Raw genomic sequence first — 16,522 nt, forward strand, 5'->3', positions numbered from 1 at the left:
AAAACCGAAAGCAATCAAAATAAAATTTGTTGTGAATAAGTCTAATCTTCTTCTAATACCTTGACTTCTACAAGCTCGATTTTAGTATTAGATGTGGCAAGAATATGAAATTGATATCCGTCTATATCTACAATATCATTTTCTTCAGGTATACCTTCAGTATGATTTACGATTAAACCGCCTAAAGTACCATAGTTTTCACTTTCAGGAAGATCGAGTTTGTAGTTCTCATTTATATAATCTACCTCAAGACGAGCAGAGAACCTATAGTTATTTTCGCCTAAGCGCTCTTCTATAAGCACGACGCTATCATGCTCATCTTCTATCTCGCCAAAGAGTTCTTCAACAATATCCTCAACAGTCATCATACCGCTGGTACCACCATATTCATCTATCACTACTGCGATGCTCTTTCGCTTTTTAATAAGAATATTCAGAATATCTTTTATAAGCATCGTTTCCGGCACAAAAATAACAGGCATTAAAACCTGAGTGATATATTCTGGCTTTTTAAATAGTTCAAAAGAATGTACATAGCCTATAATATCATCTACAGATTCTTTGTAGATCAATATTTTAGAAAGACCTGTCTCTGTAAATAAAGCATTGAGAGCGGCCGGTGTCTCACTTTTCTCTACGGCTATCATCTCTGTACGCGGTATCATTACTTCGCGGGCTTTAACTTCAGAAAATTCAAGGGCATTTTGAAAGATCTGTATTTCAGAATCCAACTCCTCGTGGGTTTCTACAGATTCCATCTGCTCTGTTATATAGTTTCCTAATTCTACCTTTGTAAATGCCAACTGCACTTCATCACCTTCAGTTCTAAAAAATCGTTTTAAAACTTTGTCTGAGATCCAAATGATAAACGACGATATAAAACTGAAAAGCAGATAAAACAAATAGGCTGGCACTGCAAAAATCTTAAGCAGCGAATTCGCATAAATCTGAAAGAAGACCTTTGGCAAAAATTCTGCTGTAAACAAAATTACCAGAGTAGAAATGATGGTTTGTGTAAGTAAACTAAATTCTTTCAAGAAGGTGTTTAACCACTCAAAGTCAAAGTTCACTCCTTCTATCCAGTTTTGCAAAATGGCGCCCATAAAATAGCCATAGATCACTAAAGCCAGATTATTACCCACGAGCATAGTCGCGATAAACTTTGAAGGTTTTTCAGTGAGACGGGTTAATACTTTAGCTATAAGATCGTTTTGCTTTTTCTCGATCTCTATATGTATCTTATTAGATGATACGTAAGCGATCTCCATCCCAGAGAAAAAGGCTGAAAGTATTAGCGAAATTATGATAATCAAGACTTCTGTCTCCATCAATACAATTAATCCTGTTTATTTTTCTCGTATTTCTTCCTGAAGTGCTTTTTAAAGAAAAACATACCTAACGCTACTACTGTAAAGAAAATAAAAAGATAGGCTCTGTTGCGTTCTGTTGGCCAGATACGTATTGTTTCATAAATGAATAGTCCCGCAAAAATCAGGTAGGCGTATTCAAAAAATTTAAAAAATCTTGTCATTGCAAACTGTCTTGTCCTGAGCCTAATTGTGCATCTTTTAAATACATTTTGCTCTGATTATCTAAAGATATAAAAATTTTAAAGTCCTCACTGCTGTCAAACATATTACCATTGTTTAAGGAGCCGTCAGGAAAACGTATAGTATAAGGCTTATCTGTAAAAACCCATTTATTCTTTTGATCCCAAAATAGCTGAGATGCATTTAAAATTGTGCTGTCACTAGTAATTAAAACCACATTACGCCTAAGATCTATAAGATCATTGCTTTTGTAACGTATGGCATAATCTGATGTTATAAAATTCTCTTTTTTATTATCATCAACAAAAGTCACCTCTACACCTCTGGGAAATTCCTGATAAGGAAAATCTGACATACTATAATCAAGCATATAAGGCGTGCGCAGAGTAGCCACTACCTTTCCTGAGTCTGTGTATTTAAGAACAATACCTTCACCTTCTGCAGAAGGACCGTCTGCCTTTTGCCTAAAGCGCTGTATCTCTCCAGATTTATTAGCACAGCTAAAAAACAAAGTCACAGCAAAAGCTGTGACCAGTTTTAATAATATGTATTGAGATTTTATCTTCACCTAAAGACTAGGTACAGTAACGCTCTCTCCTATCCAGCAGTTAAAATTAATTTTCTGCCCTTGGTTACCAGCATTAAAAATCATCGTTTTATCTGGAGCTTTAGCTCTATAGCTGGCAGCAGTTGCATTTGCATGGCTTGCTAAAGCAGGATCTATTCTTCCAGCTCTTGCAGCATAATCTGCAGCTAACCAGTATACGGCTCTTTTATCAAAAACTGAGTTACCACAGTTATTTGCACTAGCAGCGTACATTTGAGCAATTTTCAGGTAGTAAATACCTGCTGAAGGCTTAGCCTGTAATGCTTTTCTGTAATAAGACCTTGCACTACTGTAGCTATTCTTGCTCATCATTTTATCACCTATACGGCCTAATACTCTGGCCTTATCATCATTATTAGTCTCACGATTTGCAGACTCTTCATAATATTCTAAGGCTTTTGCATTATCTCCACTTTTCTCAGCAAGCTGGCCTAAGTAATAAGCAGTCTTAGCAGAAGGCTCTAATTTATCTAATTGCTCAACAAGCTTTATAAATAAAGGATCTTCTGTACATTCTTTACCAGACATTCTACCTGCCGCACGCTTGATCCAGTCAATATCATCTTTCTTAGCTTCAAAATCTTTTTGATAAAGAGGAATTAAATTATCACAATCTGCAAGCTTACCTAATTTACCATCTATTGCACCGGCAACCTTAGAGTAGTTCTCAAGATTTCCTTCAGCAATCTTTTTAGAACGTAATTCTTTAGAAGTCAATTTTGTTCCAGCTTCTTCTTTCTCCATTAGAGGCTGCATGTTTTCTGCATAATTGTTTTGCTCTTCAGTTATTTTACCCTGAATATCATCATACAAGTTAAATATATCCTGAAGTTCAAGTTCTCCAGATTCCTGAAGCTCTACCGCAAGTGTAAAATACACATAAAGTGATTTTGCATTTGTGAACGATTTTTTATCTGTATCCCAAGCTTCCTGAAATTTTTTGTATTGTTCCATTTTAGTACCAATACCATTATCATACATCACTTGTGCGATATCTGAAATATTTGAACCTTGCTCTGTTTTATCAGGAAAGTTTGCATATTTCTCCTCATACATTGCGATAAGATCTTTCGCGAAAGCTGTTTTCTCTGCACCAGTTGCTTTGTCTATCTTGTCATTTAAAAGACGCTCTCCATATTGATATAGAGCAAAAGAGGTTTTAGGACAATCTTTACGCAGCTTCATAAAAGGCTCGTAAGCAGCGTCATAATTCTTCACTTTAGCGTGTTCTGAAAATATAGACATTGTCGTTATACACTCTTCGGTAGCTTGCGCCATAACTGCACTAGTACCTGCAACAAAGGCTATAAAAAGTAGTGTTAATTTTGTTTTCATCGTTGTTTTAGGATTTGTAAGCAATATTAATGATTTTAATTAAATTTATTAGGCACAAACCACTTACTATTAAGTGAAAGGCTTAGACCAAATTTAAAAAAGTCTTCTTTAACCAAACCTGAGCTTGTTGTTCCGCGTTGACCGTATTCAAAACTAAGGTTTGCATTACTGAAGGCACGCCCGATTGGTAACCCAACTCCAAAAGATATGCCAAACTCATTTATATCCTCATTATTGATCATGAGCCCCGTCTCTTCAAATCTCGCTCCAGCTCTGTAAGTCACACGATCCCAGTAACTTGTTATAGAATTAAATTTAGGCACAAAATAACCACCTATTCTATATTTTGAAGCATTATTAAATTGAGCATTTGATATTTCAAATGTACGATTTGTAAAATCACTGCTTTGCTGTGAAGAAAATTCACCCCCAGCAAACCATTTATTGCGCTCTCCTACACCAAAACCTAAAGTAACCTCAGATGGCAATACAAGATCGTTATTATCTACAGCTACGCTTTGTTGATCAACAACGGAAAGAACTGCATTCTCTGAGCGCGAAATTAACACAGTCTCCAGATTACGTGTATTCTCTGAAGTGAGTGTACTTTCTGGAATATAATTTAATGAACTATAAAGCGTAAGTCCGCTCTCTAAAGCTTTCTCATACTGCAAACCAATATTGAAAGAAAAACCACTTAAGTCTGAATTATTAACTTCTCGCACACCGTAAGATACACCATCTTCATCATACACAGCCTCATTTCTTATACTACCAAAGTTATAATTACCGGTAACACCTACACGGAAACCCTTGAAAGGCTCGTAACCAAAACTTAAAAATGCTTTATTAAGGCCTCCTCTACCGTAGTAATAGCGATAAGCATCATCACTTTCGTTAGTTATCTTATAATCAACTGAGGTGTATGGCAATAGACCAAAACCAGCTCCTAAATTATCTGATAATGGAAAACCAAGGGCCAAATAGTTCAAACTTGTTGATCTATTTGATGCAGAACCTTCATCACTTTTTAAATTGATCTCACTATGCTCACCACCTAATGTGTAATTTGTGAGCTTAAGAGCACCGTAACCTGCGGGGTTTAATAGGTTAAGATGAACACTATCTCCTAAAATACTCAACCCTCCCATGGCTTGATTTTCTACCGTTCCTCTAAAATTTAAAGACCCGATACCGTAATATGAATAGGGTGACGAGGTTCCCTCTTGTGCGAAAATAGGTGCAGCCAAGATAAACACTACTACCACTAAAAGCCTTTTTATCATTGATTTTTGTTGAATAATATTAAGTAATTCAATCCTTCCAGGAGAAAATTTGAGTTGGCAAAGATGCCATTTTTTAAGGTTTTAGACAAAAATAGCATATCCCCTCCTGTTAAAATAATTGTTAAATCGTTGTATTTATTTTTATACCAATCTATTACACCATTTATTTCAGCAGTAATACCCCAAATAACACCAGATTGTATGGCCTCTTTTGTATCTGCACCTATGCGTACTACATCATCACCAGACTCAATAAGTGGCAGACCTGCCGTAAATGTATTAAGTGCCTTAAACCTCATTTGCAACCCAGGCGAAATACTTCCCCCTAAGTATTCCTCACGTTTATTTTTAAAATCATAAGTGACGCAGGTACCGGCATCAATAACTAAAACATCTTCTTCAGGATAACTTTTCACAGCAGCTGAAACCAGAGCAACTCTATCTAAACCCAATGTTTGTGGGGTTTTATAAAGATTTTTGAATGGTAACACAGTTTTATGATCTAATATTTTGACTAAAAGACCCGATTTTTGAAGCAAAGTGACAACTTTTTGAGAATTTCCGCTGGCGGCCACGATAGCAGTAGTTAATTCATGTTGTTTTAAAATTGCATTTAAAGCGTTTTCAAAATCAGATTCAGCAGTTTCGGTTTTAAACACTAAATTATCATTTGCAAAAACACCTATTTTGATGCGTGTGTTGCCAATATCTACAGCTAGATTCATAAATGTTGAAATATTGGGCAAAAATACAAATTGATATTCCGCATGCTATGAAGTAATTAGAAAATACATTTAAATTTATAACGTATTTTTAGGCAGAAGTGTTGTACAGTTTAAAATATGATTTTATATTTGCAGCCGCTTTAGCGAGGTACCTTAGCTCAGTTGGTAGAGCAACGGACTGAAAATCCGTGTGTCCCTGGTTCGATTCCTGGAGGTACCACATTAAAACCCTGAAACTTTTAGTTTCGGGGTTTTTTGTTTTTATTAATCTTCCTCTTTTTCAACGGAAGTTCAGGTGAACGAAGGGTTAAACCTTTTTTACTTTAAAACCCTCAACTCATATCTTATTTTTAACCAAACCTTTACAACACAATGAATATTCTTTACCTCCACGGACTTGAAAGTAAACTAAGTGAAAGAAAACGCGATGTTTTAGCTAAATACGGAACAGTAACCGCTCCTGATCTTGATTATCACAACGATCCTGATGCTGTGCTTAATTTGATTGCGAACTATAAAAATTCAAAGTTTGATGTGGTTATGGGAAGCAGTATGGGTGGCTTTGCTGGTTATCATATAGCAAATGCTTTTTCGCTACCAGCATTACTCTTTAATCCTGCATTGGTAAAAAGATCTGTACCACAGAATATTCCGGAAACTGAAATCTCTGACTCAGGTTTTAGGCAAATAGTTCTAGGTGGAAAAGATACGGTTGTAAATCCGGCGGACACATTAAATTATATTGGAAAAGATTTTGGCGGCGGACTCGATTATCATTTGCATTTAAAACATGAAATGGCCCACCGAGTGCCTATGGAAGTTTTTGAAGAAGAAGTGGAAAGCTTTTTTAAACGCATTAACAGCAAATAATAAGGTTAGATCGTGGGAATGGTCAATCTGAACTTGTTAGTTTCTCTTCACTCTATTTTCAAATAACAAATATGACCCTGAAATAAATTAAAGATGACTATAATTCATGATTTCAGCTTTTCATTAAAAAAATCAATTGTGCGCGTCCAGGCAAGTTTAGCGGCTTCAGGATCATATCTAGGCGTTGTGTTATTGTGAAATCCATGATTTACATCTGGATATAAATAAGCCGTATATTCTATATCATTTTCTTTTAGGGCCTTTTCATAATCAGGCCATCCCGCATTCACTCGTTCGTCAAGTCCGGCGTATTGTAGTAACAGTGGGGCATTGATTTGAGCCGTTTCATCTGCAGAAGGTTGCCCGCCATAAAAAGGAACCGCCGCTTGTAATGTTGGGATTTTTACGGCCATCATATTTGAGATCCATCCGCCAAAACAAAAGCCAACTACGCCTATTTGCCCGTTACATTGTTCATGATTTTTAAGATAATCATAAGCTGCGATAAAATCTTCAAGCATCTCATCCCGGTCGCGTTTCTTTTGCATTTCCCGGCCGTCATCATCATTTCCGGGATAACCGCCCAGCGGCCACAAAGCATCTGGCGCCAGCGTAATAAAACCTTCTACAGACGCTCTTCTGCCCACATCTTCTATGTATGGATTGAGGCCTCTGTTCTCATGCACAACCACAATACCCGGTAATTTTTGCTGAGCCTCTGCCGGCATTGATAAAAGTCCTCTTATTTCACCACCACCTTTTTCTGAATTATAAATTATATAGTCTGATTTTAAGCGAGGATCATCTGGTTTTATAGTAACGGAATCAACATAATTTGGCATTAAAAAACTAAGCAATGTAGGCACAGTTAAACCACCTATCGCATAAAGCGAAAGCTTATCAATAAATTGCTTTCTGTTGAGTTTATTATGCGCATAATCGTCATATAAATCAAAAACTTCCTGTTTGATGTCTTCTTTCTTTAGCTTTTCCATATCGCTGAATTTAAGTGGTTCTTTAAAAATAGCACTCAAATGCGGAATAATCGGGTTTTTTGGCTAAAAAATGGGAGTTTGAAGAACAAACTCAATGTTGCCTAATCTCGCATTGTGAGCATTACATCTATCTGAATCCATTCAGAAACTGGAAGTCCATCTTTTACTTCCTGGATTTTGCAATCAAAGTCACCATAAGAATAATTGAATGCGACGATTCCATTTACTTTAAGTACTCCGGTTTGTTTTGTGCTTCTCAGTTTAAAGCGCCAATTACGTTTTCGGCTTGGGGAATGAAAAAGCAAATATTCAGGATAAACGCCGGTTCTTTCAAATTTAAATCTGCCGCCTTGTTGGTGGGTTACTATCAACATTCATTGCTTTCTTCCAATTTTTTCTTAATATGGGTTTGATAAATGAAGTTTGCCCATTAGATGGTTCTCCTGTAAAATGACAGAATTTTTCGGAATATTCTTCATCCCCATATTTAGACCATTGCTTGAAAGCTTTATTGGAAAGAGGTTTATCTGGATTAAATGGTATTTCTTCTCCTGTTCTAATACAGTAACCTGTAGAAAGTGTTTTTACTATTATGTCTGAATTACTTTCTTTTTTATTAGAAAATAATATCTCAGATAATTTATCCAAAGTCGTTTCAGAACCTACAAACTTCTTTTTTAAACCACCAAAGGTCATTTCATATTGCGGTTTTCTTTCGAAAAGTAATTTGCTATCCTTGATGACTTGTTCAAAATAGTTTAAAGATTCTATATCTAGTGATTCTCCCATTAATGAACTTGTTACACTACCAACAACTGAGGAGTTAGTCAATATTCCAAATTCAATATTATGGTTTTGAGAATATTCATAAAGATTCATTGAGCTTAAAACTGCATTTGCATCATTAGAATAATATTTTGCATGTAAATGCTCATTATAACTGATTGCAATATTTGGAAACTCTTTAAGAAATTTAAAATCCTTTTCATTGAAACTTTTAGAAATATCTTTTTCATTCTTTCCAAAAAGTATTCTAATATGAAGTTTATCTACATCCTTTTTAGCCTTTAATGAATTAATAAATCTAGTGTGGAGCTTAATAAATGGAGATACTATTATTAATTGTTTTTCGCATTTATCAAAGATGTTCTCAATTTCGGCATTCAATAAATTGCCTTTTAAAAATTTTGCCATTATAATTATAATTTGGGGTTATCATTAATATTCAAATATAAGGCAAAACAATATTCATTTTACAGCTCTAGGTATAGAGAACTACACTTTTCAAACCCTACTTCACACTTACCTTCAGCACCACACTGGTGTGATAAGCGCTTACATTAGGATTAATGCCTATTTTCATTAAGAAATCACCTGAATATTCGGCGGATTTTACAGCGGGATTTGCGCCAGGATAAATATTTGTCTCTTCTACTTTGTAAGCTTTGGCAGGATCTAATCCTTTTAAAAGAATCGGAGTCTTCGTACCAGAACCGTATCGCTTATTTACTAAATAAGTAAACACCACCGCTTCACTTTTATCTTCATTTACATACATCACAGAAGCCGCATCATTATCCCACGGACTCTGTAAACGATACTGATCACCGTGCCAGATCGTATTTTTCAGCGCATCGTATTCGGTTAAAGCTTCTTCGCAAAATTTAAGATCATCTTGAGCCAACTCGTCCACAACAATATCAAAACCCAGTTTTCCCATCATGGCGACATCAACTTTATATTTTATGGGATCTTTACTCCATGCTGTAACATGAGCAGCCATTGCCAATGCCGGGTAGAAATAAGAATATTCCCATTGCATGTAAACCCGCTCCAGCGGATCTGTATTATCACTAGGCCAAAATTCTGTGAAATATTTTAAAGCTGCATAATCTACTCTTCCACCACCACCAGAACATAACATCATAGGCACAGTTGGGTATTTTTCGCGTACGCGTTCAAGCACTTTGTAAAGTCCTTTTACGTAATCTACATATAATTTAGATTGATCTTTTTTTAGCGACTTAGAATAGGCATTGTAAATTACCGCGTTACAATCCCACTTTATATAGGCTAAATCGCGGTTTTCAGTAAATAAATCGTCTACCACACCGTACACAAAATCCTGAACTTCGGGATTTGTCAGGTCTAAAACCAGCTGATTTCTAAAATAATGTTCTGGTCGTTCCGGCTGTTTGATCACCCAATCAGGATGCTCGTTATACAAATCACTTTTAGGATTTACCATTTCCGGCTCTATCCAGATTCCAAATTTTACATTATTTTCTTTTGCGGCTTCAACAAGCGTACCGATGCCGTTAGGCAATTTCTTTTCATTCACTTCCCAATCGCCCAAACCTGCATTATCGCCGTTTCTGGGATAGGTATTTCCAAACCAGCCATCATCAAGTAAAAACAAGTCTACACCTAATTTTTTACTGTCTTCTATTATATTTTTTAGCTTGGGTTCATCAAAATCAAAATAGGTCGCTTCCCAATTATTAAGCAAAGTTAAACGTGATCCATTTCCGTCTAAAATCTTATGGTTTCTGGCCCATTTTTGTATGTTTCGGCTGGCTTTTCCTTTTCCTTCATGTGAAAGTGTATACCAAAATTTAGGCGTGGTAAAACTTTCGCCTTTGGCTAAACGATATGCCGAAGAAAAATCATTGATTCCTGAAATTATTCTAAGATTTTCTAAAGGATCAATCTCAAGATCTGTTCTAAAATTTCCAGACCATTCTAAACCGCCCAACAAGACATCTCCTTCATCTTCTGTTGAAGGTTTACCCAGTGAAATCATAAATACTGAAGGCTGAAAGATATTTGCGCGTGTTCCTAATTTTGAGTCTAGAACCTTGATGCCGTGTGATAATTTTGTCTCTTCAGGGCGCATTTCTTTGGCCCATTCACCATGATAATGATGCAACCAGAAATCATTATTGCCATGCAGATATAAGTTGGCTGATGCATATTTATTAAGTGTTACGTCTCCTTTTTCTTTATTTGTAATACGCGTCCACTGCTCAATAATATCCTGCTCGTAAAACGCTTTTACAAAGACCGTAACTTCAAAATCATAAACAGGATCTTTAAGCAGAATTTCAGTCTGCGTGATTCCTTCAGCTATAGTACTTGTATTATGGCTTACATAATCCAGACTTAGCGACGCGTTTCCATCTGCATGCGTGACATTTATTGCCGGTTCCAGCAAATTTTTTGAACCTGAAGGCGTGTAAAACGAATTATAAATACCGGTATAGTCATCACCTTGCCGATATTGACCTGATATTTGCCGATATTCGGCTTCTGTAGCCAATTTTTGGCCTAAATAGAGCGTTTTTACTTCCTTTTCAGCGTTTATTTCAAGCACTAAAGCGTTGCTTTTGGTATTTATTGTAATGATCTCCTGTGATTTTGCTTGTACCGCTAAAAGCGAAATAAAAATGAAAACTACAAGTCGCAATGTGTTCTTTTCGCTTAAAGCGAAAAATGAAAAAGTTGGCATTTACAAAGTATTTGGTTGGTTGATTTTCTAAAATTAAAATGAGTTTATAAAAATTCTAAGCTAAGTCTTGAGCAAGATTAGAGCGTTAGAATCTGAAAATTTATTTTCTGTTGAGGGAAACAAATGCAAAATCATTATCTTCAAGTTCTTAGTTAATAAGATCATTTTTTTTAAGCCAAAGTGCGAGTGCGTCAGGCCAGCTATTTGAAGTTTCTTCTGTACCAAGTCCAAAACCATGGCCGCCCGTCTCATAAATATGCATTTCGGTTTTTACATGGTTAGCATTTAGTGCGGTAAAGTAGTTTATACTATTAGCCACAGGTACGACATTATCATCTGCTGCGTGTATTAAAAAGGTGATGGGAGTTGCACTATTCACTTGCTTTTCATTAGAATAAAAATCGACTAAAGTATCCTCAGGATTTTTACCCAGCAAATTTTCTCGAGACCCCCTGTGCGTAATTTCTTCTTGCATGCTTATTACAGGATATAGCAAAATAGAGAAGTCTGGTTTTGCACTTATACCGGGTTCTGAATCATATACAGAATCGTTATAATGCGTAGATAAAGTAGATGCCAGATGACCGCCGGCTGAGAATCCCATTATGCCTACTTTACTCGTATCAATATTATACTTCGTTGCATTTTGCCTTACTATGCGCATGGCACGTTGAGCATCCTGCAAAGGCCCTATAGTCTTATCTTGCATTATCACATCGCTGGGTAAGCGATACTTGAGCACAAAAGCGGTTACCCCATGTTTTGCAAACCAATCTCCTATTTTGAATCCTTCTTTGTCAATTGCAAGATGAAGATAGCCACCGCCCGGGCAAATAACTACTGCTGTACCGTTAGCTTTTTGCGGAGTAAAAACAGTCATTTCTGGTGTTGTTACCTGGCTTAGGCTGTTTATTTTATCATTTTTATAATCTACCTGCTCCTTGTAAACGTCTGATGATTTGCTTCCGGGAATTCCATTTTCCCAGAGCGTAATTGTTTCCTGTTGTGCTTGTGCAGAAAAAGTGAAACTTAAATTTATAAGCAAAACGAAAATCACCTTTCGGGATAAATCTAAAATATTGGTATTCATATAACAGTAAATTGTTTGACTGTATGAAGTTAGTGTAATACAAAATAAAAGTGCAGATTTTGCACAAAAAAACCGAACATCTTTTTAAAGGAGTTCGGTTTTTTTACAATTGTTTTACGGGATCTTACTTCACCGAAAATTTAAAAGTCGTAGTCGTATTATAAGTTTCGCCGGGATTTAATACCGTCGTAGGAAATTCTTCCTGATTAGGTGAATCTGGATAATGCTGCGTTTCTAAGCAAAAACCGGTACGTTTTGCATAGGTATTGTTTGACCCTCTCTGGGGTAATGAGCCATCTAAAAAGTTGCCGGTATAAAACTGAATTCCTGGTTCATCTGTATAGACTTCAAGAAACCTTCCGCTTTTAGGGTCATAAGCCGATGCAGCAAGACGCTCTTTACCCTGCCCATTTAAAACCCAGCAATGATCATAACCACCACCTTTTTTAATCTGATCATTATCTGCATTAATCTCGTCTCCTATTGTTTTCGCTTCGCGGAAATCAAAAGGAGTTCCTGCTACATCTCTCAACTCTCCCGTGGGAATCAATGTTTCATTTACCGGAACAAATTTATCAGCATTGATCATCACTTTATGATCTAAGATTGGCTCATTAAAATCCCCCGAAAGATTGAAATAAGAATGTTGCGTCAGGTTAACAACCGTCTTTTTATCTGTTGTAGCCTGGTAGTTCACCTTTAAAGCGTTATCATCTGTAAGCGTATACGTAACCGTAGTCTCCAGATTACCGGGATAACCTTCTTCCATATCCTTACTTGTATAGGTAAGTTTTAAAGAAGCTGAATTATCTTCTGCCGGCATTTCTTCTGCAGTCCAAATCACTTTATCAAAACCTTTTGTTCCGCCATGCAAACTATTGGGGCCATCGTTCTTGAGTAATTCATATGTCTCGCCGTCAAGAGTAAATTCGCCATTTGCAATGCGGTTTCCGTACCGACCTATGAGCGCCCCAAAGTACGGGTTGCTCTTTGTGTACTGCGAAAGGGAATCAAAACCAATTACTACATTTTCAAGGTTCCCATCTTTATCAGGAGCTTTCAATGTGGTTATTCGCCCGCCGTAGGTAATGATCGATATTTCCATTCCCTGGGCGTTTTTTAGGGTAAATTGGTCGATTTCTGTACCATCTTCCAGTTTACCAAAAGATGATTTTTCTATAGAAACTGAAGCTTTTTCTTCTGCCGGAGCCTCTTCAGAAACTTCGGTTTTCTTATCACTTTTACACTGTATTGCGCTTGCTCCTATTACCAGCAAAGCTAAAATTGAAAGGTATTTATGCGATATTTTCATGTTTATGGTTGGTTTTTAGATTTACATTCTATGCTGAAACATATGATAGTAAGCTTCATTAGCATTGATGTTATCTTTAAAATCACGCACTCGCGTGCGCTCATCAATAACTAATAGCTCTATCCCTGCAATATCGGCAAAATCTTCCATAAACTCTGTAGTAATTGCCTGGCTATATACGGTATGGTGTGCGCCACCGGCAAGAATCCAACTAGTAGCGGCCACATCAAGGTCAGGTTTACAATCCCAAAGTACGCGGGCTACCGGTAAATTAGGCAGATCTGCTTCCGGTTTTACGGCTTCTACTTCATTTACGATTAATCTAAAACGGTTGCCCATATCTATTAAAGAGGCGTTGATTGCTGGCCCGGCCGGTGAATTAAAAACCAGTCGTACAGGATCTTCTTTTCCGCCTATTCCCAACGGGTGAACTTCACAACTTGGTTTTGCATCTGCAATTGACGGGCAGATCTCAAGCATGTGCGATCCCAAAACATATGATTTTTGAGGTGTGAAATGATAGGTGTAATCTTCCATAAACGACGTTCCTCCATCAAGACCGTAGCTCATCACTTTCATGGCGCGCGTAAGTGCTGCAACCTTCCAGTCACCTTCACCGCCAAAACCATAACCGTCTGCCATTAAACGCTGGGTCGCAATTCCCGGAAGTTGTTTGAGTTCGCCAAGATTTTCAAAGGTATCTGTAAACGCTCCAAAACCACCCTCTTCTAAAAAAGCTCTTAACCCTAATTCAATTTTAGCTGCATCTATTAAAGATTGTCGTTTTTCACCACCTTCTTTGAGTTTGTCGGCAAGGTTATATTCAGATTCATACGTGGCTAAAAGTGCATCAAGATCACTTTGTGAGACTTCGTTTATTTTTTGCACCACATCTGAAGAATCATATCCATTTACGGTAAAGCCAAAACGCATCTGCGCTTCAACTTTATCGCCTTCAGTAACCGCAACTTCCCGCATATTATCGCCTATACGTGCGACTTTCAAATTCTGAAATTCATTCCATCCTAAAGCGACACGTGTGAAAATCCCCAGTTTAGATTGTACTCTATCATCCTGCCAGTGCCCTACCACCACCTTTCGCTTTAAGCGCATTCTGGTCATCATAAACCCGAATTCACGATCACCATGAGCAGACTGATTCAGATTCATAAAATCCATATCTATCTTTTCAAAAGGAATTTCGGCATTGAACTGCGTATGCAAATGACAGATTGGTTTTTTAAGCAGACTGAGCCCTTTTATCCACATTTTTGCGGGTGAAAAAGTATGCATCCACAGGATCACGCCTATACAATTCTTACTGTTTGTTGCTGCAAGACACATATCTGTAATTTCTGCAGGAGTAGTGACCAGTTCTTTATATACAATTTTTACGGGAATATGCTTAGATTCTGCAAGTCCCGCTGCGATTTGTTGAGAATGAGAAGCCACTTCTTTAAGTGCCTCTGCCCCGTATAGATGTTGACTTCCGGTTATAAACCAGACTTCGTATTGATCAATATTATAGTTCATGTATTCTATTATCTTTTGGTTGAAAATTTTATGAGAAATAAATGTAAATTCCTATTACGGCGACGCAAATTGAAATGCCTACCGGTTTTAGGTATTTCCACGGAGTTATATCTACTTGATTTGTATATATCTCTATATAATCTGTGGTTCTTGGCTTAAAATTGCTCACTATGAACAATATGGCTACCACGAGAACGAATATGATACCCATTAGATGTAAGAAGTGAGGAAATGCGCCTGCCTGAATATCTGCTAATTGCAACGCATCTGTTACACCGTTTATCCTTGCGTTCTCTAAAGCCGAAGAAACCATAATCGGTTTTATCACATAAAGTGAAACTAAATAAACGACTACCCCAAAGACGATAGCAATATTTGCTGCGAAACCAGAAACACGCTTAGAGAAATAACCTACCAGTATTATTGCCAATATGGGCACACTGTAAGAGCCATTTAGTTCTTGCAGGTAATTAAAAATACCACCTTCTACACCGTAAAGTAAGGGTGCGATACCCATTGAGAAAAGTGCCAGAAAAATACCGAAGGTCTTTCCCGCTCTTACCACCTGCTTTTCTGAAGCCTCCTTATTTATATATTGCTTATAAAAATCTAAACCGAAAAGAGTTACTGAGCTATTAAGCGCACTATTAAACGAACTTAATATTGCCCCAAAAAGAACAGCTGCAAAAAAACCGATCAACCCTACAGGAAGAACCTTTTTTACTAACATGGGGTAGGCTTCATCTGCATTTGAAAGATCCCCATTAAAAATCTGGAAAGCTATTATACCGGGAAGTACTACAATTAAAGGTCCTAAAATCTTAATGAATGCTGCAAGACAAAGACCTTTTTGTCCTTCTACAAGATTTTTTGCACCCAGAGCCCGCTGTATAATAGCCTGATTTGTTCCCCAATAGTAAAAATTTACGATGAGCATACCGGTAAATAAAGTGCCCCACGGAACTGATGAATCACGACCTCCCAATATTTCAAACTTCTCGGGTAGATTAGTTGTTAAAATATTCATTCCTTCAAAAATATTCCCGTCACCTACATATAGTAAGCCAAACACAGGAATCATGAGTCCGCCCACAATAAGCCCAATAGCATTAATAGAATCTGAAACGGCAACCGCCCTTAAACCACCAAAAATCGCGTAAATACTACCTATAATCCCAATACCCCAAACCGTAACCCATAAAGCGCTTTCTGGCTCCATGCCCATTCTTTCAGGCAGGTTAAACATGGTATTTATAGCTAATGCGCCAGAGTAAAGAACAGTAGGCAGCATAGAGATCGCGTATCCTAATAAAAAGAGGATAGAAACGATGGTTTTAGTAAGTGATCCATATCGTTTTTCTAAAAACTGTGGTATTGTGGCGATCCCGCCTTTTAAATATTTAGGCAGCAAAACAAATGCGGTAAAAACCATTGCTACTGCTGCAAGAACTTCATATGCCATTATCAAAATCCCCTCACTAAAAGCAATACCGTTCATCCCTACGATCTGCTCTGTAGACAGATTAGTAAGTAAAAGTGATCCTGCGATTACGGGTCCCGTAAGGCTACGTCCTCCTAAAAAATAACCATCTGAAGTGGTTTCGTCTGTTTTTAAAGTGGAATAGTAAGCGATAATGGCAACTAAAATTGTGAAGCCTGCAAAAGTTAATAGTCCCATAGGATCTTGTAGAGATTAAAATGATTTTAAAAT

Annotated in this window: 15 protein-coding genes and 1 tRNA gene; 2 read left to right on the forward strand and 14 right to left on the reverse strand. The window is 37.1% G+C overall.

Features of this window, described 5'->3' with window-relative positions; all coding sequences use genetic code 11:
- Positions 1–41 precede the first annotated feature (41 nt).
- The 6 genes from ACH3O9_RS03935 to ACH3O9_RS03960 are packed head-to-tail and all read right to left on the reverse strand — an operon-like array spanning position 42 to position 5,503.
- A complete protein-coding gene (locus ACH3O9_RS03935) occupies positions 42–1,328 on the reverse strand; it encodes a hemolysin family protein (RefSeq protein WP_416444606.1) in 1,287 nt (428 codons plus the stop codon).
- An 8-nt stretch (positions 1,329–1,336) separates the two neighbouring features.
- A complete protein-coding gene (locus tag ACH3O9_RS03940; protein WP_416444608.1) occupies positions 1,337–1,531 on the reverse strand; it encodes a hypothetical protein in 195 nt (64 codons plus the stop codon).
- The gene (gene lptC / locus ACH3O9_RS03945; RefSeq protein ID WP_416444610.1) at positions 1,528–2,118 is read right to left on the reverse strand and encodes an LPS export ABC transporter periplasmic protein LptC; all 591 of its coding nucleotides are present in this window, start codon (positions 2,116–2,118) and stop codon (positions 1,528–1,530) included. The genes ACH3O9_RS03940 and lptC overlap by 4 nt, the downstream gene beginning before the upstream one ends.
- Positions 2,119–3,492, reverse strand: coding sequence for a tetratricopeptide repeat protein (locus ACH3O9_RS03950; protein ID WP_416444612.1), 1,374 nt, complete (start codon positions 3,490–3,492; stop codon positions 2,119–2,121).
- A 35-nt stretch (positions 3,493–3,527) separates the two neighbouring features.
- Positions 3,528–4,778 carry a hypothetical protein gene (locus tag ACH3O9_RS03955; RefSeq protein ID WP_416444614.1) on the reverse strand — a complete coding sequence of 417 codons (1,251 nt, stop codon included), beginning with the start codon at positions 4,776–4,778 and terminating at the stop codon, positions 3,528–3,530.
- Positions 4,775–5,503, reverse strand: a complete 729-nt coding sequence (locus ACH3O9_RS03960; protein ID WP_416444616.1) for a type III pantothenate kinase — start codon at positions 5,501–5,503, stop codon at positions 4,775–4,777. Before ACH3O9_RS03960 ends, ACH3O9_RS03955 begins: the two co-directional genes overlap by 4 nt.
- Positions 5,504–5,650: 147 nt before the next feature.
- On the opposite strand from ACH3O9_RS03960, the gene ACH3O9_RS03965 reads away from it, so the two are divergent.
- Together ACH3O9_RS03965 and ACH3O9_RS03970 are read left to right on the forward strand one after the other, a co-directional pair.
- Positions 5,651–5,723, forward strand: a tRNA-Phe gene (locus ACH3O9_RS03965).
- Between the two features lie 152 nt (positions 5,724–5,875).
- Positions 5,876–6,373: a YqiA/YcfP family alpha/beta fold hydrolase gene (locus tag ACH3O9_RS03970; RefSeq protein WP_416444618.1), complete on the forward strand. Its 498-nt coding sequence runs from the start codon at positions 5,876–5,878 to the stop codon at positions 6,371–6,373.
- Positions 6,374–6,477: 104 nt separating this feature from the next.
- On the opposite strand, the gene ACH3O9_RS03975 is transcribed toward ACH3O9_RS03970, so the two are convergent.
- The 8 genes from ACH3O9_RS03975 to ACH3O9_RS04010 form a co-directional block, all read right to left on the reverse strand.
- Complete coding sequence (locus ACH3O9_RS03975; RefSeq protein ID WP_416444620.1) at positions 6,478–7,368, reverse strand: dienelactone hydrolase family protein; 891 nt, start codon at positions 7,366–7,368, stop codon at positions 6,478–6,480.
- Between the two features lie 101 nt (positions 7,369–7,469).
- On the reverse strand, positions 7,470–7,742 hold the full coding sequence (locus ACH3O9_RS03980) for a hypothetical protein (RefSeq protein ID WP_416444622.1): 273 nt from the start codon (positions 7,740–7,742) through the stop codon (positions 7,470–7,472).
- Positions 7,705–8,562, reverse strand: coding sequence for a phospholipase D-like domain-containing protein (locus ACH3O9_RS03985; RefSeq protein ID WP_416444624.1), 858 nt, complete (start codon positions 8,560–8,562; stop codon positions 7,705–7,707). Before ACH3O9_RS03985 ends, ACH3O9_RS03980 begins: the two co-directional genes overlap by 38 nt.
- 97 nt (positions 8,563–8,659) lie before the next feature.
- Positions 8,660–10,876 carry an alpha-galactosidase gene (locus ACH3O9_RS03990; RefSeq protein WP_416444626.1) on the reverse strand — a complete coding sequence of 739 codons (2,217 nt, stop codon included), beginning with the start codon at positions 10,874–10,876 and terminating at the stop codon, positions 8,660–8,662.
- Between the two features lie 148 nt (positions 10,877–11,024).
- Complete coding sequence (locus tag ACH3O9_RS03995) at positions 11,025–11,966, reverse strand: alpha/beta hydrolase (RefSeq protein ID WP_416444628.1); 942 nt, start codon at positions 11,964–11,966, stop codon at positions 11,025–11,027.
- 124 nt (positions 11,967–12,090) lie between these two features.
- Entirely contained in the window at positions 12,091–13,278 is a 1,188-nt protein-coding gene (locus ACH3O9_RS04000) for an aldose epimerase family protein (protein ID WP_416444630.1), read from the reverse strand.
- Between the two features lie 21 nt (positions 13,279–13,299).
- Entirely contained in the window at positions 13,300–14,811 is a 1,512-nt protein-coding gene (gene araA / locus ACH3O9_RS04005) for an L-arabinose isomerase (protein ID WP_416444632.1), read from the reverse strand.
- A 28-nt stretch (positions 14,812–14,839) separates the two neighbouring features.
- A complete protein-coding gene (locus ACH3O9_RS04010) occupies positions 14,840–16,489 on the reverse strand; it encodes a solute:sodium symporter family transporter (RefSeq protein ID WP_416444634.1) in 1,650 nt (549 codons plus the stop codon).
- Positions 16,490–16,522: the final 33 nt, after the last annotated feature.

Origin of the sequence: Leeuwenhoekiella sp. A16 (assembly GCF_047946675.1) — a bacterium.
Lineage (GTDB): Bacteria > Bacteroidota > Bacteroidia > Flavobacteriales > Flavobacteriaceae > Leeuwenhoekiella.